The sequence below is a fragment of the Nocardia sp. NPDC056100 genome (genome assembly GCF_042266325.1).
Classification (GTDB): domain Bacteria; phylum Actinomycetota; class Actinomycetes; order Mycobacteriales; family Mycobacteriaceae; genus Nocardia.
In genome coordinates, this window is the sequence record NZ_JBHJVY010000003.1 from 1,632,517 (window position 1) to 1,652,985 (window position 20,469).

Here is a 20,469-nt window from a genome sequence, read left to right on the forward strand (position 1 = left end):
CCGCTCACAGCCCGCGCACCAGGGAGTAGAGACCGGTCACCCAGAAGACCAGGGGGACGACGGCGGCGACGAAGGCGTATTCGAGGAGTTCCACCACGCGGCGCATGGGCGGGGTGGCCTGCCGGCGCGGGACGATGATGCCGAGCACCAGGGCGGCCACCAGGATCAGCAGTGCCAGGCCGAAGACGGTGAGCGGCTGGCGGATCAGGAAGGCCGCGCCGCCCAGCAGGATCAGCAGGATCGCCGTACCGCCCGCTATGAGGATCACCGCCTGTTCCGCGCCCGCGTAGGTGCGGCTGCGGAACATGAGGACGGCCGCGCACACCAGCGCGAGTGCCAGACCCGGCCAGTAGCGGTTGTCCGCGTCGGGATCGGTCGCGGCGAGCGCCCCCGCCGCGGTCACCAGCGTGGTGGCGGTGACCAATCCGGCCAGATATTCGCGTGCGCGCTGGGATTTGGCGCGCAGGGCGGCCATGGTCGGCAGGGCGCGGTGATCGTCCGGATCGTCCTCGGTGGGGTCGATCGGGGTGCCGGGGGCGGGCACCGGCGGCAGCGGCAGTTTGGCCAGCAGCATGGAAAGCCTTGGGGCCAGGGACAATCCGGCCAGGCCGAGGGCGGCCGCACCCGCGCCGATGGCCTTGGTGGGCACATGGCCGAGCAGCCCGACCAGGCTCGCCGGGATGAGGTAGACCGCGAGGGTGGTCGCGCCGATGAACACCCCGAGGCCGACGCCGCTCACCCGCCACGCGAGAATCGCTGTGGCAGCGGTCAATACGGCTCCGAGCAGCAGATTGGCCCAGCCGTAATGATCGGGGACGAACAGCATGCCCGCGCTGAACGCGGCGGGTAGGGCGCAGCCGCCCAGCACCAGTGCGCTCGCGGTGTCGGAGTACATGCGGCTCAGCACCATGCCGGAGATGACCAGCAGGACCGCGATGAACAGCGCGACCGTGCCGCTCACCCAGCCGGGGATGGCATCGGGTGCGGCGAGCAGGCCGAGGCAGCCGGTCAGCATGGTCAGCACGGCCAGGATCGAACCGGTCAGCCGGGCCGTGCGCGGTGTCCAGCCGCGGAAATGATCGGCGTCCGCGATGGCGACGTTGTACATGATGTCGTCGAACAGCGGGGTGGGCGCGGTGTGCTCGGCGCTCTCCAGCATGAGCAGTTCACCGTCGTGCACGCCCTGTTCGGCCAGGCTGAGCGAATTGGAGAGCGGCGGGCGGCCGATGCGGGCCAGCACCCATTCGTGCGGTTCGAACTGTTCGCCGTCGTTGTCGAAGTCATTGGCGAGGCTGTGCTGGGCGACCATATCGACCACGCTGGGAATGACCAGTGCCACCGGCACATCCACCGGGATGGCCATATCAACCTGGGTGTGCTTGGCGAGCAGTGTGACCCGGGCCAGATCGGGCGCACGAACCAGACCGCGCGCGTCATCGATATGGTCCATGCGCTGCTGGGTCACCGGGCCTCGACTCGCGGCTGGGTCCGATGGCCACTACGCGGCTGGGTCCGATGGCCACTACGCGGCTGGGTCCGATGGCCACTACGCGGCTGTGTCACGCTGCTGCCCCCAAACGTCGGTGCGCTCTGTGAGTCCTCATCGGCGCGCGGGAACACGTGCTGCGCCGGACGGTATTTCTCGACTGAGATGCGTAAATGCTGCCCAGACTGTACGGCATCGAGGTCGCCGGTCGTACACTGAGCCCGCAATTCCAGACACGGGATGGGGGATTCCGCACGCGATGAGCACCGTCCGTTTCCAGCGCCGTCCACGCCGGGAGATTCCGCGCTCACCGGGCGGTGAGGTGACGCTACAGCCGCCGCCGGAGATTCCTCGCAACATTCCGGCGAACCTGTTCGGCAAGCTCATGCCGGTGGTCATGGGCGTCGGCATGCTGGGCATGGTCGTGCTCATGTTCACCTCGGGCAGCGGTCTCGCGAGCAATCCCATGAGCCTGATGTTCCCGATGATGATGGTCTTCTCCATGGTCGGCATGTATGCCGGTCAGGGCGGTAAAGGGCAGAAGGCCGCGGAGGCGAACGAGGACCGCAAGGACTATCTGCGCTATCTGGATCAGGTGCGCCGCGATGTCGAGGAGACCGCCGCGCAGCAGCGCGCCGCGGTCGAGTGGAGTCATCCCGAACCCGGGCTCATCTGGATGCTCGCGGGGACCACGCGCATGTGGGAGCGACGTCCCGGCGACAAGGATTTCTGCCATGCCCGCATCGGTCTCGGCGGCCAGCGTCTTGCCACCCGGCTGGTGGCGCCGGAGACCGGTCCGGTGGAGGAGCTGGAGCCGATAGCTGCGGTGTCGCTGAGGCGCTTCGTCCGAACCCATTCGACGGTTCCGGATCTGCCAACCGCGCTCGCGGTGAAGGGCTTCGCGAGCGTGCAGCTCACCGGAGACCGGGCACAGGCCCGCGAGATGACGCGGGCAATGCTAGTACAGCTGGCCATGTTCCAGGGGCCGGATCAGGTACTCATCGCCGTCGTCTGCGGACCCGACACCGCCCGCGAATGGGAATGGGCGAAATGGCTGCCGCACAGCCAGCATCCGGACGCGCAGGACGGTGTGGGCAGCGAGCGCATGGTGTTCGGGTCCATTCGCGAGGCGCACGCGAGTCTCGCGCCGCTGCTGTACAACCGGGTGCGGTATTCGCGCAATCAGCCGCCCAATCCGAATCTGGTGCAGATCGTGCTGGTGGTGGACGGCGGACTGCTGGAGGCCGAGGAAGATCCGTTGCGGGAGAACGGATTCGAAGGCGTTACCATCGTCGACCTGTGCGGGTACGCGCCTCGACTGGCCGCCTCGCGCGGTATTCAGATGCTGGTGGAGAACGGGGAATGCGCCGGGCGCGGACCGTCCGGGGCCATGGAGCGGTTCGCCGTCATCGATCGCATCGGTGCGCGCGAGGCCGAACAGGCGGCGCGTCGGCTCGCGCCGTACCGGGCGGCCGTACAGCGCACCGGGGACTCCGGTGGTGAAGAGGGCGAGGTCATTTCGAGCTGGGCGCAGCTGCTCGGACTCGGCGATATCGGCACCTTCAATCCCGAGAGCGCCTGGCAGCCGCGCTACGGTCGCGAGCGGCTGCGGGTGCCGTTCGGCGTCGGCGCGGACGGGCTGCCGGTGGTGCTGGATATCAAGGAGGCCGCCGAGGGCGGTATGGGACCGCACGGGTTGTGCATCGGCGCGACCGGTTCCGGCAAATCGGAATTCCTTCGCACACTGGTGCTTTCGCTCATCGCCACGCATTCACCCGATCAGCTCAATTTCGTACTGGTGGACTTCAAGGGCGGTGCGACCTTCCTCGGATTGGAGGGCGTAGCGCACGTCGCGGCCATCATCACCAATCTCGAGGAAGAGGCCGATCTCGTCGAGCGCATGCGGGACGCGCTCGCCGGAGAGATGAACCGCAGGCAGGAAGTACTGCGCGCGGCGGGCAATTTCGCCAATGTCTCCGAATACGAGAAGGCGCGGGCCGCCGGGGCGGATCTCGATCCCATGCCCGCGCTGTTCGTGGTGCTGGACGAATTCTCCGAATTGCTCTCGCAGCACCCGGATTTCGCGGAACTGTTCACCATGATCGGACGGCTGGGGCGGTCGCTGCATGTGCACCTGCTGCTCGCCTCGCAGCGGCTGGAGGAAGGGCGGCTCAAGGGACTGGAGAGTCACCTGTCCTATCGCATCGGATTGAAGACGTTCTCCGCCAATGAATCCCGGCAGGTGCTGGGTGTTCCGGACGCCTACAATCTGCCGGGCAATCCCGGCGGCGGTTATCTGAAATCCGATTCCGGGGAGATCGTGCGGTTCCAATCCGCCTATGTTTCCGGGCCTTATGAGGGTGTCGGCGCGCAACGCGAACTCGCGGCGGACGCCTTCGACGGCGATATCGACATCACCGCACGGCCGTTCACGGCCACCCATGTGGATTTCCGTGCGGAGGACCATATTCCGCTGCCGGTGCGGGCCGCCGAGTTGGAGCTGCCGTCGGAGGCCGAACAGGTCTCCAACCTGCAAATGCTGGTATCGCGGGTACGTGAGCACGGGCGGCCCGCGCACGAGATCTGGCTGCCGCCACTGGATGCCGCGCCCACGCTGGATCAACTGGTGCCGCGCTCGGTGCTCACCGGGGACTGGAATCCGATCGCGCTGCTGCGCGCGCCCATCGGCATCGTGGACCGGCCGTACGATCAGCGTCGCGATCCCATGGTGGTGGACCTGTCCGGATCACGCGGCAATGTGGCGGTGGTGGGCGGGCCGCAGTCCGGTAAGTCGACGGCCTTGCGCTCGCTGGTCATGGGAATGTCGTTGACGCACACCGCGGAACAGGCGCAGTTCTATCTGCTGGACTTCGGCGGCGGCACCCTGGTCGGGCTGGAGGGGCTGCCGCACGTCGGCACCGTCGCCAGCCGGATGGAGGGGGATAAGGTGCGTCGCACCGTCGCCGAGATGGTGACGATCGTGCGGCAGCGCGAGGCCCGATTCCGGCAGCTCGGCATCGAATCCATGGCGGAATTCCGGCGATTGCGGTCCGTGGCGGCGGCCACCGGCGCCGCGGCGGCCGGGGCGCACGAGGACCCATTCGGGGACGCCTTCCTCGTGATCGACGGGTACGGCACCTTCCGGCAGGAATTCGAGGCGCTGGAACAGACCGTCATGAACCTTGCGGTGCAGGGACTTTCGTACGGCGTGCACGTGGTGATCTCGCTCGCGCGCTGGCCGGAGGCGCGACCGGCGCTCAAGGATCAGATCGGCACCCGCATTGAACTGCGGCTCGGCGATCCGATGGATTCGGACCTCGGGCGCAAATTCGCGGCGCTGGTACCGCAGGGGCGGCCCGGTCGCGGTATGACCGCGGATCTGCTGCATATGCTCACCGCGCTCCCGCGCGTGGACGGCGACCCGAATCCGGCGACATTGGGAATTGGTGTGGCGCAGGCGGTTTCGGCCATCGCCGAACGTACCCCCGGCCGCCCCGCCCCGCGCGTTCGCATGCTGCCGGAGCGTCTGCCTCGCGAGGAACTGCTGGCGCTGGCACCCGCTGCTGTAAATGACACCGATCAGCCGACGCTGCGCTTCCCGATCGGCATCAACGAATCAGAGCTCGCCCCGGTGTATCTGGACTTCGCGACGAGTCCGCACTTCGTGATCATCGGCGACTCGGAGAGCGGTAAGACAACGCTGTTGCGCTCGATCGTTCAATCCATCTGCGCGAGCAATACTCCCGACCAGGCCCGCGTCATCATGGGTGACTACCGCCGCACCATGCTGGGCACCGTACCGCAGGGCTATCTCGCCGGATACGGTTCCACCGCACCGCAATTCACCAGGCAGATGGCCGATCTCGCGGCGTATGTCACCCAGCGCATGCCCGGCCCGGACGTCACCCCGCAGCAGTTGAAGGACCGCTCCTGGTGGAAGGGCCCGGAGCTGTACGTGATCGTCGACGATTACGACCTGGTCGCCACCGCCACCGGCAACCCCCTGCACGCCCTCGTCGATCACCTCGCACACGCCCGCGATCTCGGCTTCCACCTGATCATCGCGCGCCGCTCCGGCGGTGCGGGCCGCGCCCTCTACGAGGCGACGCTCAACCGCATGAAGGAACTCAACTCCGCGGCCCTGATCATGAGCACCAGCCGCGAGGAAGGCATCCTCTTCGGCAATACTCGGCCGTCCTTGATGCCCCCGGGCCGTGGCACCTACGTCACCCGCTCCGGCGAGGACCTCATCCAACTCGGCTGGCTGCCACCCGCCTGAGGTCGCCCCGGCTTCCTCCCGCGACGACAGCGCGCCCCGACTTCTGCCGGGGCGCGCTTGTTGTTCTGCGGTGGAGCGGGATTCAGAACAGGCCCGCGAGGGCGATGTCCTTGGCCTGGAGTTCGGCATTGCCGGTGCGGACCAGGGTGCCGGCGCCGCTGAGGGTGGCGTTGAGCTGGGCGACGTGGGTGTTCCACATGCGCTGCATATCGGCGAAGGCCTCGTTGGTCGAGCCCTTCCAATTGTTGGTGACGAATTCCTCCACGCTGCGGTGGAAGGCTTCGAGCTGGTCGCGAATGTGCTCGGCACGGCGGATGACCGAGTTGGCGCCGTCGGCGACGCCTTCGAAGTGGGCGGAGATGACCTGGCCGTTGGCTGCTGCCATGGTGGTGTCCTTTTCGGAAGGAGAGGAAAGAAGTGGGGGAGCGATCTAGACCGGGGGCAGGTCGAGGCTGGAGACCTGCGCGTTGATCTGGGACTTGTAGTCCTGGTCGTGCTCTTCGTAATTGGAGCCGACGCGGATCAGGTTCTCGGCGGTCTGCGCCAGCTTGTCGTTGAGCTTGTCGGCCTGGAAGTAGTACCGCTCCATGAAGGCGTTGAAGGCGTCCCGTGCCCCACCCTGCCAATTCGAGCCGACCGTCATGGCGTCCTCATCGCGCTTGAGATCCGCGATGGCGTGCATGAGCATGTCGTGGGTCTTCTTGAACTCCTGGGCCTTGGCCTGGATGAGCTCATTACTGGCTTCGAATGCACCGGCCACCGGTGCCTCCTTTCGATTGTGTACCGCACACTGCGCGAGCGGGAGACCTCGTACAACCTGATTAGACGGAAGTCACGGCCCGGCGGTTCCACCCCTGTTACAGCAATTCGCCAGCACACTACCCAAGGACCGGTCCCTGTGACCAGTGCGTACGTCACAAAGGGGTTACCACGTGCTATTGGCCAGCAATGCGTACTGGGCGTTCGCTCGCTGATGCACATCGGCGAGTTGGTCGCCTTCGACCGTCGCTACGTAGCGACGATATGTCACCGCGCACCGGTAACGCTTGGTGTAGAAATTGTCCTTTTTCGTGCGTTCGCCACATATCGCATTCGGCAGCGCCGACGGTGCGCCGGTCGCCCCGGGATATGCCTTGGTCAGAATCAATCCGGTGAGTGCGCGAGCCTGTGCGGTATCGCGCGCTCGATACAGCAGCGTGGTATTGGACATCTCCGTGCTGTTGGCCACGCGATCCACCCCGTTCTCGTCGAATACGTGCCGCCAATAGGCTTGATCCGTCAGCTGATTCAGGAATCCATGCGTTTCGGAGACGTACTGACTCGTGGTGTCGGGATTGCCCAGGCCACTGGGATTCAGGGTGCGCCGCAACATGTCGTCGGGGTCGTACGGCAGCCGCAGCGCGTCCTCCTTGCTCAGCGCCGCCAGCCCGTCCAGCAGTCCCAGCTGCACGTCGTACGCCCGTTCGGTGAGGGCGGTGAGCTGCGCCAGATCCGGTGCGGGCAGGCCGACCACCAGATCGACGACGTATTTCCCGCGGGCGAGCCGGGATCCGAGCGACGGTTGATCCGGTCGCCAATGTGCGTGCGCCGCCGGATATTTCGACAGTGTGACCGGCTGATTGGCCGCGGCGGCGACCCCGAAATCCGCCGCCTCCATTTCCCGCGCGGCCTTGTCCGCCGCGGCCTCGGTGGCGAATTGCACGACGGTGAGTGCCGCGAAAGTGATGTTATCGGGCAGCTTTCCGTCACTGTCGACCGATTTCTCGGCGGTGCTCGCGGCCGCCCCGAACAGCATGCCATTATCGGCCAGCACCGCTCGCGAGGATTTCGCGAGCAGATTGCCTTTGTCCGGATCGGTGAACGCCCGCATTCCCGTGCCGTAGGTCAACCGCGGATCGATATCCGAGCCATTCGCCAGCTTATCGGCCAGCCGCATGGCCGCCAGATTGAAGCCCTTCCCCAGATCGGGGTAGTAGATGAACCGCTCTTCCAGTGGACCGGTGGCGTATTTGCCGACATCCAGTGTCCGCACATCGATTTCGCTCGGCTGCGCGGAACCGCCGACATTCGATCCGCAACCGGCGGTCAGGAGCGCGGCCATCAGCACTATCGCGCCGCGAATTCGACTGGTGCGCATAACAGTTACCCCCATATCAGTGCGCATTGACCAGTAGCGCGTATTGCGCGGCGATGCGCTGCTGTGCGTCCAGCAATTGATTGGCCGACACTTCCGCGGCATAGCGGCCGTAGGAGACGAAGCAGTAGTGCGCGATTATTCCCACACCCGGCCCGATATATTTGCGGCACTTGGCATTCGGCAGGTTCTTCGGGGATTCCACCGGCCGGAATCGGCGCGAGGTCGCGCTGTGCACGTCGACGATCCGTGCCGCACCCGCCGCATCTCGCGCCCGGAAGAGGTAGTTGCCCCGCCATGCGACGCGGTCCACCCCGGCCTCGTCGAAGAGTTTCTCCTCATCCGCGCCCTGTACCAATTGGAGTCCGCCGTGCCGGTCGTAGATGCCGGGGATGCCCGCCTGCGAGGGATCGGCGAGCACCGTCGGCAGCGAGCGGGCCAGCACCCCGTCCGGATCCACCGGGATACCCAGCAATGCGTCCAGCGGGGTGACCGGGAATTTCGCGAGGGCGGGCGGGATCACATCCAGGCTGCGCCGCACGCGCGCCGCCATTTTCGTGAGATCGCGTTCATGGATTTCCGCCATCACGCTGTCGAAGATATTGGTGAGAATGACGAATCTGCCGGTGGCGTACCAGGATCGGAACGGGCCGCCATTGCCCTTCTCGGCCAGTGCGTACGCCGCCGGATACCCGTCGATCGGCACCCGCTCCGCGCCCGGTGTGCTGTCGAAGTCCGCCTGCCCGAGCACCGGCGCGGCGGCGCTCGCGGACTGCTCGTCGGTGAAGAGCAGCACGATATTCTCCAGCTCGTAGGAGAGCGAGATCTTCTCGTCGGATTTGCCGCTGGTCACGAATCCGCTCATGAATCCCGATGCGGCGGAATTCAATACGGCCGCATCGGCGTGCACCCGGTTGTGGATCGCGGCGGAGCTGAGATCGACGAAACTGCGCACCACCACGCTCATGGCCTGCGCGGGGTACTTCACCTCGGGATCGACCTCGGACGGCAGCGGGATATAGCTCGCCAGCCGCAGCGCCTCCATCAATTTGGCGTGATCCGTGGACACCGGTTTGTCGTAGAACTTCGGTGCGGTGGTGTTGTTACCCACATCGAGGGTGCTCAGATCCACCACCGGCTCCGCCGGTGCGGCCGTATCCGATCCGCAGGCGGCGGTCCCCGCCACCACCATCGCGATTCCGGCGGCCGATAGCGCGCGACCGAACCTTCCCATGGTTCCCCTCCCCGGCCCGCTATGCGGGCGCTCCCTATTTGATCTGGTTGTGCAGCACCGGGACCAGCTTGTTCAGCAGCATCTGCTCCGATTCCGGGGTCCAATTGCGCATGGCCGCGACGGCGGCCGCGTCGTCCAGCGTCACCACGACGGCGTGCGAACCGGTGATCTCACTGGGCAGCCCGAGCTGTCCACCGCCACCGGCCTTGTCATCGCTGCGGACGGCGACGATATAGGAATCGTCTTTCACCTTCAGCGAGCCGTAGCCGGCGGCGGGACGCGGTGAGGTCTCATCGCCTACGGGCTCGTATTCGGAGTTGTAGACGAAGCCCAGGCGCCCCATGAACTTCGCCTGTTCGGTCCCGGTCAGGTAGATGGCGTATTTGGCGGACAGCGTCCCCTGCGTGACGTCGACCAGGGTGATGGATTTGCCCGCGAACGCGGGATTATCGCTGCGCGCCTTGTCCATCGACATGGGCGCGGCGGTGGTGGTGACAACGGCGGCGGGTGTCGACGCGGGTTCGTCGCTATTGCCACGCAAGACGACCGCGCTGATTCCGACGGCCAGCGCCACCACGACCACCGCGGCCGCCGAACCTATATAGAGGGTCCTGCGCCCCGCGCGATCGGCCGAACCGGGTTCGGAAGGTGCTGTGCGGCTTGTCGTTTCATCACTGCGCCCGAACAGCCCGGATATGGCGACCTGAATCGGATGGGTCGGCGAGGTGTTCGTCGACACCGGATTGTGCCCGGGGGTCAGCGCATTCGCGGCCGCCTCGGTGAATTCCCTGGAGCTGTTGAAACGTTCGGCCGGATTCTTGGCCAGGGCGCGCTCGAGTACCTGGTCCAGGGCCGCGGGCAGCTGCGGGTTCACCGTCGTCACGCGGGGCGGCGGTTCGTGCAGATGTCCCATCATCACCAGCGCGGGCTGGGTTGCCGGATAGGGGTTCTGGCCGGTGATCAGCTTGTAGAACGAACAGGCCAGGCTGTACAGATCGGAGCGATGATCGAGCGGCTCCCCGGAGAGCTGCTCCGGCGACGCGTAGGCGATGGTGGCGACGAAACTGCCGGTCTGGGTGAGCTCGACCGTGTCATCGGTGGATTTGGCGACCCCGAAATCGGCGAGCAGCGCGCGCTCGTCCTCCCCGTCGACATGCGACAGCAGGAAGTTGGCGGGCTTGATATCGCGGTGCAGCAGGCCCTTTCGATGCGCGTAGTCCAGTCCGCTGCCGACCTGGCCGATAATGCTCAGTGCGCGAAGCGGATTCATGGCGGCCGGATCGCGTTTGAGTTCCGCGGCGGCATCGGTGCCCTCCACGTACTGCATGGCGATCCAGAGCTGACCGTTCTCCTCGCCGCGATTGTGCACCGCGACGATGTTCGGATGATCCAGTCCGGCAACGAGATTGGCTTCGCGTTCGAAGCGGCGGTGGAACTCCCCGTCGCGGGACAGATCCGCCGAGAGCACCTTGAGCGCGTCCATGCGCGGCAGGCTCGGATGTTTGGCGAGATAGACGGTACCCATCCCGCCGGAGCCGAGTACGCGCTCGATCCGGTAACCGCCGACGATGACGCCCGGACTCATCGCCATGGCTGGAACCCCCCGATCTGACTGCGGCTACTGCACGCCGGAGCTTACTTGCGGGAGGCGCGCCGGGTCACAGACTGTTGGCCAGCAATGCGTACTGCGCGGCGATCTTCTGCCGCACATCGGGTTCGTCATCGCTGCTCACGACGCCGATATAGCGTTTGTAGACGACATAGCAGCGGTTCTTGAACTCGGAATCGGTGTCGCCCTTACTGTTCAATTGCACGCATTTGGCGCCGGGCACGTCATTGGGGGCGGCGACGCTGTCGTAATGGTCGGTCTCATCGGCGAGCAGGGCGGGCATGAGCGCCTGCGCGCCCGCGTCGTCCCGGGCGCGGATCAGCCACGCCTCGCCGACCGTGGCGAGCGCGTCCGCGCCGCTGTCGGTCACGGCCTGCTGGATCTTGGTCTCGTTATTGGCGTTGTGCACGATCTTGGTGCCGCCGTAGACGGCGAACTGCTTGGGATCGGGGACGTGCCCGTTGCGATCCTTGATCACCGCGCGCGCCAGCAGATCGTTCGGATCCACCTTCAGCGAAGTCAGATTGGCCTCGGGGGTGGGGGTGTAGTGGTCCAGCACCGGGACCTGCGCGTCGAAGGTCTTGCGCACCCAGGACAGCAGATCCTGCTGATCGGCGGTCGGGCGCTCGATGAACAGCGAGACGACGTACTGCTTATAGGGCAGGAACGCGCCGATGGTCGCGATGCCCGGCCGCCAGTGGATGAACGCGTCCGGGTACTGGCTGAGCGCGAGCTTCTTGTTCAGATCCGGGGCCACGCCGAAATCGGCGTCCTCCAGTTCGCGCGCCGCGGTTTTGGCGGTCTTGTCGTCCGAGAAGCGCATCACCATATTGGTGACCGAGGTGCCGCCCTTCTGGGTGGGCCCGCCGGGCTGATCCGCGCCGCTGGCGGCGAAGGCGGTGATCAGGTGATTGCGGTCCAGCACCGGCTGGGAGGTCGCGGCCAGCCCGACCTTGGTGGCGTCGGCGGTATCGGTGGTGGCGCGCCCGCCGCCGCCGTACACCAGCGACGGGTCGATCTTGACGGTGGGCACCACGGCTTCGGACATCCGGAAGCCTTCCAGCAGTGGGCCGTTGGAGCCCGCGTCCTGCGCATAGGTGTGCCGGTCGACCGGATAACCGCCCACCTCGAGCTTGCGGACATCGATCTCGCCGGGGGTCGCGGTACCGCTGACGCTGCACGCGGTCAGCGATAGGGCGGTGAGTGAAACGCATGCGGCGAAGAGTGCTCTGCGTGAATTCCGAACCATGAGGGTCCTCGTTCCTCCCGTACGGTGCATTCAAAATAACGGACCGCGCCCGCCGCCGGGCGCGGTCGAAGATCACCGGACCCGGCGCGATGCCGTCCTACCCTCATCGCGCGACGGTGGCTCGGACGCAACGCGGAGCGGCAACGTAACCTGGTCGGTGTGCTGAACATCCCGCGCCGCGCGAACACCGGGGGCCGGTTCCATTGATGGATCGGCAGGTCGAGGTTGTCGCGGGCGCGCATATGGTGCTGCGGGCGGCGGGGGCGGTAATCCTGGTCGCGCACCGGGAACGGGGAGCACTCACGGCGGATTCACGCGCCGCCATCGCCGGACGGGCACTGGCCGACCTGGTCCTCGAAGCCACCGAACAGGCCCCCGACGGACCGGGCCGCCTGATCGCGCGGCAGGCCACGCGCTGGCTCATGAAGGAAGCCGAGCGCATCTCACCCGGGGTTCCCGTGGAATTCGGCATCCTCTCGGCCGCCGAAACCGGCGGGGTCGCGCTCTTCCTGCACGGTTCGGTGACCGCGGTGCTGGCCGGACCGGCCGTCGAGTACTACCGCGGCAGTGATGCCGCGTTCACCGTGGATCGGGTCGCCGCGCATCCGGCCCGCGCGGCCGCGCTCTTCGCCGAGGACGCCACGCGACAGGTGCCCGAACTGCCCGAGCGCGGAATAGGTTCCCTGGTAACGGGAATCGCGCAGGCCGCGGGCGCGATCGTCTGGTTCGAGGGCGAGCCCGCGCGGACCTGGCAGCCCCGCGTCCACATGGAGTTCGACACCCGAGCCGAGCCGATCCCGGTCGAGTTGGAGTCGACGCAGGTCGATCTGCCCGCGCCGACCGCGGCCTTCGATCCGGAGCCGGATCGGATTCCGCTGGACCCCAACCTGACTCCGACCCGCACCTCCAACCGGATTCCGGTCGATCTGGATCGGGACTTCGAATCATCTTCCGGTACCGCCGGTTACGACGACACCGATGAATCCGAGGCCGCCACGGCCGGTTACGACCCGCATCGCGCGCCGACCGAGATGGGCGGCACCAATCCCGCGCCCAAACCCGATCCGGGATTGCAGCGGCGGCTGGAGGCGACCGCCAAGGCGACCACGCTCACCGTCAAGGTGCTCGGATTCAAATGCGCGCGTGCGCATCCCAGCGATCCGCGCTCGGCGTTCTGTTCGGTGTGCGGGATGCCGGTGGATCAGACGCAGCCGGTGGCCGAGGTGATCCGGCCGCCGCTGGGGATGCTGGTGCTCGATGACGGCATGACATACATGCTGGCCACCGACGCGGTCGCCGGGCGTGATCCGGAGCAGTCCGAGGCGGCGCGAGCCGGATTGGCGCCCTTGAAGATCGACGATTCCTCCGGCGGCATGTCCCGCGCGCACGCCGAGATCCGGCTGGTGAACTGGGATGTCACCGTGGTGGATCGGGGTTCCACCAACGGCACCCGGGTGCGGCCGCCCGGCTATCGGGATTGGATTCGGCTGCAACCGAATCAGCCGATGCTGCTGCTGCCGGGCGCGGAGGTCATGCTCGGCAATCGGGTGCTGCGCCTGGAGCCGATCGCCCCGCCGCCCTTCGGCTGAACGGTCTAGGAATACCTGGACGTGCAGGTGTTCTGGTTGCCGAGCACGCCCGCGCGGAAGGCGTCCACGCGGGAGAATCCGCTCGGCACCGTGCGGCCGTCGGTATCGCTGGCCGCGAGGCCGTCGGTGAGCAGGCCCGAGACCGCCTCGTCCAGATCACCGGGGGAGAGGCTGATATTGCCGTTGGCCTTGGATCTGTTGGGGTCCGCCAGTTTTCCGGTGATCACACCCGACAGGCAGGCCGCCCGCAATCCGGTTTTCGCGCCCTTGAGCGCCTGTCCGGCGCTCTGCTGCACGGCCAGCGCGTATCGCGAGATGTACACCACGTAGGCGGTGAAATCGCCGGTCACCTTGACCGGCAACGCATCCTGTCCGTCATCGTCGGCGACGCCGCGATCGTGCAGTGCGGGCAGATCGGTGCCGATGGTGTTGCTGGAGGGGCAGTAGGTGACCGGTTCGGTGTCCTTACCGTTGCTGCAGTTCAGTTTCGCGCCGTCGAAGGTGTATTTGGGTTCCTTCTTGATCGGCATGATGTCGGCCATGGCCTTGGACAGTTCATCGAGATTGGTTCTGTCCACATCGGATTGGCCATTGGTGGTGTCATTGCCGAAGGACTGCGGCAGATTGCCGCGCCGCCGGTCGATCTCCTTGGTGTCGATGCCCTTGCAGCCCTTGCCGCCGTCGGTGAAACCGATCTGCACCGCGGTGACACGTTCGAACGCCGATCCGTGCACGCTGCCCGGATCGCTGGGATTGTCATCGCGAATGGCTACGGTGGCGGCCAGCACGGCGTTCAAACCGTCGGAGGTGTTGATGGTGAAATGCTTCGACTTGCCTTCGGCCACATTGCGAATGAACGCGCCAGCGAAGCAGTCCGCCTGCTGTTCCTTGACCAGGGTCGCGGTCTTGCGGCTGACGATATTGGCCATGGTCTGAATGGCGTGCCCGTACTCGTGGGCCAGCACCATCACCACGGCCATCTTGCCGAAGGTCTCCTGCACGGTGGGCAGCAGCACGCTGCGATCCCAGCCGATGGAGCCGTCCAGGCTGCAGAAGGCGGCATTGACCAGTCGGTAGGTGGATTCCTCGCAGAACTGCATGGCCTGCGCGCGTGGGGCTTTGGCGCTCCAGGACAGGAATTTGTCGACGGGTTTGAAGGCGCCGTCGAAATCGCGCGGATACTCGGCCTGCCAATAGGTCTGGATATCCTCGAGGGCATTGAGCACGAGTTTGTCGATGGGTCCGCCATCGGAGTTCGCGGCGGTGAGCGTGCTGTCCGCAACTCCCGCGCGCGGGCCGTTGGGGCCGCTGGTGGTGGGTAGTCCGGCGACCTTGAAGGGATCGTCGTAGATCGATACCGCGCGCCCGCGCACATCCCGGGTACAGCCGCTGAGCAGTATCGCGATCAGGGTGAGAACGGTGCAGGCCACCGTCAGCCGGCGTGCGCGTATCCCCACGTCTTCTCCCTCACCCGCCGACATTCCACCTCGGGACCGGGTGTGCCGACGTCGTTCCCGGTCCGAGCCCACGCATATTATCCGCCGAATCCGCTGTTCGTTGTCCGGGTTGGCTGCGGCTGGGAAGGGTTGCAACGGGGCTGTAATGCCGGATTCGCGGTGTCTGCCGGAACCTTTACAGACCGATCGGTATCCGTCTGCTTACTCCTGCGGCTCTGAGCGGGGCAGACGGTAGTATCCGGGCCATGTCTTCACCGGGGGCGCAGCAGATCACCGTGCGTCATGAAGGAACCGATCGGGTTTTCGACGCGAGCCAGCAGATCACCATGGGGCGGGCGCCGGAGGTCACGCTGTTCGTGGACAGCCCACTGGTCTCCCGGGTGCACGCCACTCTGGCCTGGCGCGGCAACGGGTGGGTGCTGGCCGACAATGGCAGCACCAATGGGGTTTTCGTCGATGCGCGGCGGATCGGCCAGCCGATTCCGATCGACCGGCCCATGCAGGTCCGGCTCGGCGACGCCATCACCGGGCCACTGCTGCATCTGATCCCACGGGTGGGAATGCAGCAGCCGCCGTCCGGCCAGCAACCCCAGCAGCAACCGCCCTCGGGACAGCAGCCGCAGCAGCGCTGGACGCCGCCGCAGAATTATGCTCCGCCGCAGCAGAATCGGCCGCCGACACCGGCGCAGCAGCAGCCGCAGCAGCGGCCGCCCGCACAGGGGCAGCAGCCGATCAACTATGTGCGGCCGCCGCGTTCGGGTCAGGCCGCGCACGGCCACGCGCAGCCCGCCCACGGTCAGCCGCCGAAGTCCGGACAGCCGCCGCGTTCATCGCAGCCGCCGTCGCAGGGGATGCCGTCGCAGGGCTTGCCATCGCAGGGAATACCCGCGCACGCGCCGCAGTCCGCCGCACAACCGTCGCTGCCGATGCATCCGGACGCACCGGACAACATCAATATGACCGCCAAGGCCAGCGTCGCCGCCGCCCCGCCGGTGCGCGCCCGCGCCTCCACCGGTCCCGCCGCGCGCGCGGACCGAATCCCGCAGGGCGGCTTGCACATCGGCCGCACCAGCGATAACCAGATCGTCGTCAACGATCCGCTGGCCTCGCGCCGGCATGCCCGCCTGCTGTCCGATCGCGGCAATCTCGCCATCGAGGATCTGGGCTCGGCCAACGGCACCTTCGTCAACGGCCGCCGCGAACAGCGCGCGGTACTGCGCGATCGCGACATCATCACCATCGGCAATGTCGACTTCGAGGTGCAGCAGGGCACGCTGGTGCGCCGCGAGCGCCCGGCCGCCGAACAGGGTCTGCACGTGCACGGCGTCGGCTTCACCGTCGAGGGCAATAAGCAGCTGCTCGTCGATGTGAACATGGCCGCCGGGCGCGGCACTCTCACCGCGCTCATCGGCCCGTCCGGCGCGGGCAAGTCCACGCTGTCCAAACTCATCGCGGGAACGACCCAGCCGTCCGCGGGCGTGGTCACCTTCGAAGGGCGCGGGCTGCACGCGGAGTACGAAGCGCTGCGCTCCCGCATCGGTATGGTGCCGCAGGACGATGTGCTGCACCGGCAGCTCACCGTCAAGCAGGCGCTGAGCTTCGCCGCGCAATTGCGCCTGCCACCCGATACCAGCAAGGCCGACCGCAAACGCGTCATCGACGGTGTGCTGGCCGAACTCTCGCTCACCCAGCACGCCGACACCCGCGTGGACCGGCTCTCGGGCGGTCAGCGCAAGCGCGCCTCGGTGGCCATGGAACTGCTCACCGGTCCCTCGCTGCTGATTCTGGACGAGCCCACCTCGGGCCTGGATCCGGCGCTGGACCGGCAGGTCATGACCATGCTGCGCGAGCTCGCCGACGCCGGGCGCACCGTCATCGTGGTCACGCATTCGGTTGCCTGCCTTGACATGTGCGATCAGGTGCTGTTGCTCGCACCGGGCGGTAAGACCGCCTTCGCCGGACATCCCGGCAGCGTGCGCGACTTCCTGGGCACCAGCGACTGGGCGGAGATCTTCACCCGCGTCGCCGCCGATCCGGACCGCGCCTTCGCGAATTTCCGCTCCCGCCAGGCGTTTGCGCCACCGCCACCGGCGGTGCAATCGGTCGAGAAGGCCAAGCCGCCGAAATCCAGTGCGTTCAAACAGTTCTCGACACTGTCCCGCAGACAGTTGCGATTGATCTTCGCCGATCGCGGATATCTGGCCTTCCTGCTGATACTCCCGTTCGTGCTGGGCGGACTGTCACTGGTGGTGCCGGGTAAGAACGGTTTCCAAAAGGGCGGCTTCACCCAGATGCCGGACGGGTCATACGTCATGACCGGCGGCAGTGAGGCACAGCAGTTGCTGGTGGTGCTGATTCTGGGCGCCTGCTTCATGGGCTCCACGCTCACCGTGCGTGATCTGGTGGGTGAACGCGCCATCTATCACCGTGAGCGCGCCGTCGGATTGCGTTCCGGCGCATACCTGATGTCGAAGGTCGTGGTGTTCAGCCTGGCCGCGCTGTTGCAGGCGGGCGTCATGATGGGCATCGTGCTGGCGGGCAAGAAACGGCCCGGACCGGGCGCGGTGCTGTCCGCGGGCAGTGCCGAGCTGTACATCGACATCGCCTTGACCGCCGTCACCTGCGTGGTGGTCGGACTGCTGCTGTCCACGCTGGCCAAATCCAATGAGCAGGTGATGCCGCTGCTCGTGGTGATCATCATGTGCCAGCTGGTGATGGCGGGCGGCATGATCCCGGTCACCGGCCGCGTTGTGCTGGAACAGGTTTCGTGGCTGTTCCCGGCCCGCTGGGGTTACGCCTCCGGCGCGTCGACGGTGAACATCCGGGAATTGTTCCCCAGCGCGCAGGCCGATGCGCTGTGGAAGCACGAGGCGGGCATCTGGTTCCTCGACAACGCGATGCTGCTGGTCCTGACCGTGGTGCTGTCGCTGCTCACCTGGTCGCGGCTGCGGCTGAAGAAGTCCGCCTCATGAGCATGGCCTTCGTGACCGGCCGAAAGGGCATCCAGTGAGTAGGGAGTCGCGCGCTTCCTCCGGCGAGCAGGCACACTGATGGCTGTGACAGCTCGAGTTGGGGCAGTACATCTCGGCTGGGACGTGGTGTCGGTGGCCGCCGGTGGCGGTGGCGCGCCGATCCGTCCCGTCCAGGTCGAAGGAACCTATACGCCGCCCGCGTACCTGCTGGCGGACGCGTCCGGCCGGTTGCACACCGCGGGTGTGGACCGGCGGCCGGACGTCGGCATCGCCATCAGCGATGTGCGCGACATCCTCGGCCATCCGCAGATCGTGGTGGCGGGCGCGACCTGGCCCGCCGATCTGGTCTTCCGGGCGCGCATGCACAATCCGCTGGCCTCGGTGACCGAACATCTGGGCGGACCGCCCGATGTGCTGGCCGTGCCGTTCCCGGACGAATGGCCCGACCCCAAGGTGGACGAGTTCATCCGGCTGGTCGAACAGCTCGGCGTGGTCGCCGAGGCGCTGCCCGAATCGGTGGCGATGTCCGGCTATATCCGGGCGCTCGGACTGGTGCGCCCGCCCGGTCGCGGGGCCGCGGTCGGGGCGACCGGGGTGTACTCGGACGGGCGCGACTGCCTGGTGGTCGCCGTACACGGTGATGATGAGGAGCCCACCGAATCGGTGAGCGTGCCCATCACCGCCGACGCGCTGCACTCCGCGCGCGCCGCCGACAATGTGGTGATCGAGGTGATGGCCGCCGCACGCGGTATCAACGCCGACACCTCCACCGTGCTGCTCGCCGGGAACGTGTGCTTCAACGACGCCCTGCGACTGGCCTTCCAGAACCATCTCGGGCACCGCTTCCAGGTCGCCGAACATCCGATGCACGCGCTCGTGCTCGGGGCGACGCATCTGCTCGTCAACGACAGCGAGCTGAGCGCCGAGGCGATGGCCGCGCGGCCGGAAACCCAGGTGCCACAGCCGGGTCCGGCTCCCGTGACACCCCGGCCCGCCGCCCCGGCCGATACCGCCTCCGGCGCGGGTGAGGTCAGGCCGGTCGAACAGGGACCGCGAAATATCCCGCAGCCCGCCGATTCCGGTGCGCCGCGCGCCGAATCCCAGCGGCCCGCAGCACCTTCCACCGGTCCGCAGCCGCAATCGGTTGCGCCGCCGCAGGGCCCGCCGCCGAGCGGGCAGCAGCCCGGACCGGCCCAGCAGCCGGGACAGGCCCCGCAGCAGTCCGGACCGGCTCCGCAGCCTGCCGCCGCGCAGGCCGGTGGCGACGCGGCCGCGATGGGTGAAACCCGCCGCATCACAGCGGAAGACGTGGCGCAGATTCCGACCGCCTCGCGCGGCGGACTGCCGCCCGGACTGGCCGGGGTGGGTGGCCGATTCACCCGGCCGCCGGGGACTCCGGCCGATGATCAGATGACCGCCATCGTGGGCCGCACGCCGCCGCCCGGTCAGGAGCAGTGGCCTCCCGCTTCCGGTGGACAGTCGAATCCCGCTGCGGGACAACCGCATCCCGGTGCGCAGCAACAGCCTCCGGCGGGTGGGCAGCAGTCCCCGCCCGGTGGACAGCCGAATACCGGTGCGGGACAGTCGAATGCGCCCGTGGTGCAGTACGGCCCCGGCTACGGTCCGCAGGGCGGACAGCAGGGGCAGCCGGGCTACGGCCAGCAGGCCCCGCCGCAGCAGGGACAGGGTGCGCCGCAGCAGGGTTACGGCCAGCCCGGACAGGGCGGATACGGCCAGCAGGGCGGCGGTTACGGGCAGGGCGGTTACGGCGGCCCGGGTGCGAACTTCGCTGGTCCTTCCGGAAACGCTCCTGGTCAGGCCGGTGCGATGTACGGTGGGTCGATGCCGCAGAGTGGGTCGCGTCAGTCGAATCCGCAGATGTCGGAAGGCAGTGCCGGTCAGTCTGATTCGGGCTCCGGTGGCGAGGGGGAAGGCAAGCGCAAGAACAAGCTGTGGAACAAGATGAAGGGCAAACGCTTCGGTGCGCCCATCATCATCGGGGTGGCCGCGCTCAGCGCCATGGGCGTGCACTCCGACAGTGAACCCGTGGACCTGGCCGCGCTGGCGGGCGATTTCACGGCCGTGCACAGCATCCGCGACGTGCTCGACACCCATCTCATCGATGAGCTGTGCGCGATCACGCCCTCCGTCTCCACGGTGCCGCACTCGGGCATCTCCAGAATCGACGAGCCGCAGCACCTGAACTGCCAGACCCTGGGGATAGACACCCTGCGCTACACCATCCCCGGCCCGGTCCGCGGCGTCGACCCGGGCCCGCCGGTCCAGATCTGAGCCCCGCCGGTCCAGATCTGAGCATCGGCCGCCGCGATGTGCGCTCGATCGCACATCGCCCGGTTTCAGGTCGGCGGTAGCGCACTGGTATCGTTCTCCGTTGGCGTTCGGTACAGCCCGGGTTCTCCCTGGCCGTCCCACGAGTCCCGGGTCTCCACCAGCCGCCGG

At 67.1% G+C, this 20,469-nt stretch carries 12 protein-coding genes; 4 read left to right on the forward strand and 8 right to left on the reverse strand.

What is annotated here, in order from left to right; all coding sequences use genetic code 11:
* Positions 1-4: 4 nt before the first annotated feature.
* Complete coding sequence (eccD, locus tag ACFC0O_RS29245) at positions 5-1,465, reverse strand: type VII secretion integral membrane protein EccD (protein ID WP_375963230.1); 1,461 nt, start codon at positions 1,463-1,465, stop codon at positions 5-7.
* A gap of 280 nt (positions 1,466-1,745) precedes the next feature.
* Between eccD and eccCa the strand changes: the two genes are divergently transcribed.
* The gene (gene eccCa / locus ACFC0O_RS29250; RefSeq protein WP_375963232.1) at positions 1,746-5,765 is read left to right on the forward strand and encodes a type VII secretion protein EccCa; all 4,020 of its coding nucleotides are present in this window, start codon (positions 1,746-1,748) and stop codon (positions 5,763-5,765) included.
* Positions 5,766-5,847: 82 nt separating this feature from the next.
* Here eccCa and ACFC0O_RS29255 read toward each other — a convergent pair whose 3' ends face one another.
* From ACFC0O_RS29255 to ACFC0O_RS29280, 6 genes are all read right to left on the reverse strand, one after another.
* Positions 5,848-6,150: a WXG100 family type VII secretion target gene (locus ACFC0O_RS29255; RefSeq protein WP_067561747.1), complete on the reverse strand. Its 303-nt coding sequence runs from the start codon at positions 6,148-6,150 to the stop codon at positions 5,848-5,850.
* A gap of 45 nt (positions 6,151-6,195) precedes the next feature.
* Positions 6,196-6,525 (reverse strand): WXG100 family type VII secretion target, encoded by a 330-nt coding sequence (locus tag ACFC0O_RS29260; protein ID WP_364640723.1) that lies wholly within the window; start codon positions 6,523-6,525, stop codon positions 6,196-6,198.
* A 165-nt stretch (positions 6,526-6,690) separates the two neighbouring features.
* Positions 6,691-7,902: a hypothetical protein gene (locus ACFC0O_RS29265; RefSeq protein ID WP_375963236.1), complete on the reverse strand. Its 1,212-nt coding sequence runs from the start codon at positions 7,900-7,902 to the stop codon at positions 6,691-6,693.
* Positions 7,903-7,918: 16 nt separating this feature from the next.
* Positions 7,919-9,133, reverse strand: a complete 1,215-nt coding sequence (locus ACFC0O_RS29270; protein WP_375963239.1) for a hypothetical protein — start codon at positions 9,131-9,133, stop codon at positions 7,919-7,921.
* Positions 9,134-9,167: 34 nt separating this feature from the next.
* Positions 9,168-10,724, reverse strand: coding sequence for a serine/threonine-protein kinase (locus ACFC0O_RS29275; RefSeq protein WP_375963241.1), 1,557 nt, complete (start codon positions 10,722-10,724; stop codon positions 9,168-9,170).
* Between the two features lie 67 nt (positions 10,725-10,791).
* The gene (locus tag ACFC0O_RS29280; protein ID WP_375963243.1) at positions 10,792-11,991 is read right to left on the reverse strand and encodes a hypothetical protein; all 1,200 of its coding nucleotides are present in this window, start codon (positions 11,989-11,991) and stop codon (positions 10,792-10,794) included.
* Positions 11,992-12,197: 206 nt separating this feature from the next.
* On the opposite strand from ACFC0O_RS29280, the gene ACFC0O_RS29285 reads away from it, so the two are divergent.
* The gene (locus ACFC0O_RS29285; RefSeq protein WP_375963245.1) at positions 12,198-13,580 is read left to right on the forward strand and encodes an FHA domain-containing protein; all 1,383 of its coding nucleotides are present in this window, start codon (positions 12,198-12,200) and stop codon (positions 13,578-13,580) included.
* Positions 13,581-13,585: 5 nt separating this feature from the next.
* Here ACFC0O_RS29285 and ACFC0O_RS29290 read toward each other — a convergent pair whose 3' ends face one another.
* The gene (locus tag ACFC0O_RS29290; protein WP_375963927.1) at positions 13,586-15,031 is read right to left on the reverse strand and encodes a metallopeptidase; all 1,446 of its coding nucleotides are present in this window, start codon (positions 15,029-15,031) and stop codon (positions 13,586-13,588) included.
* A 251-nt stretch (positions 15,032-15,282) separates the two neighbouring features.
* On the opposite strand from ACFC0O_RS29290, the gene ACFC0O_RS29295 reads away from it, so the two are divergent.
* Together ACFC0O_RS29295 and ACFC0O_RS29300 are read left to right on the forward strand one after the other, a co-directional pair.
* Complete coding sequence (locus ACFC0O_RS29295) at positions 15,283-18,009, forward strand: FHA domain-containing protein (protein ID WP_375963247.1); 2,727 nt, start codon at positions 15,283-15,285, stop codon at positions 18,007-18,009.
* An 84-nt stretch (positions 18,010-18,093) separates the two neighbouring features.
* Positions 18,094-20,301, forward strand: a complete 2,208-nt coding sequence (locus tag ACFC0O_RS29300) for a hypothetical protein (protein WP_375963249.1) — start codon at positions 18,094-18,096, stop codon at positions 20,299-20,301.
* Positions 20,302-20,469 lie beyond the last annotated feature (168 nt).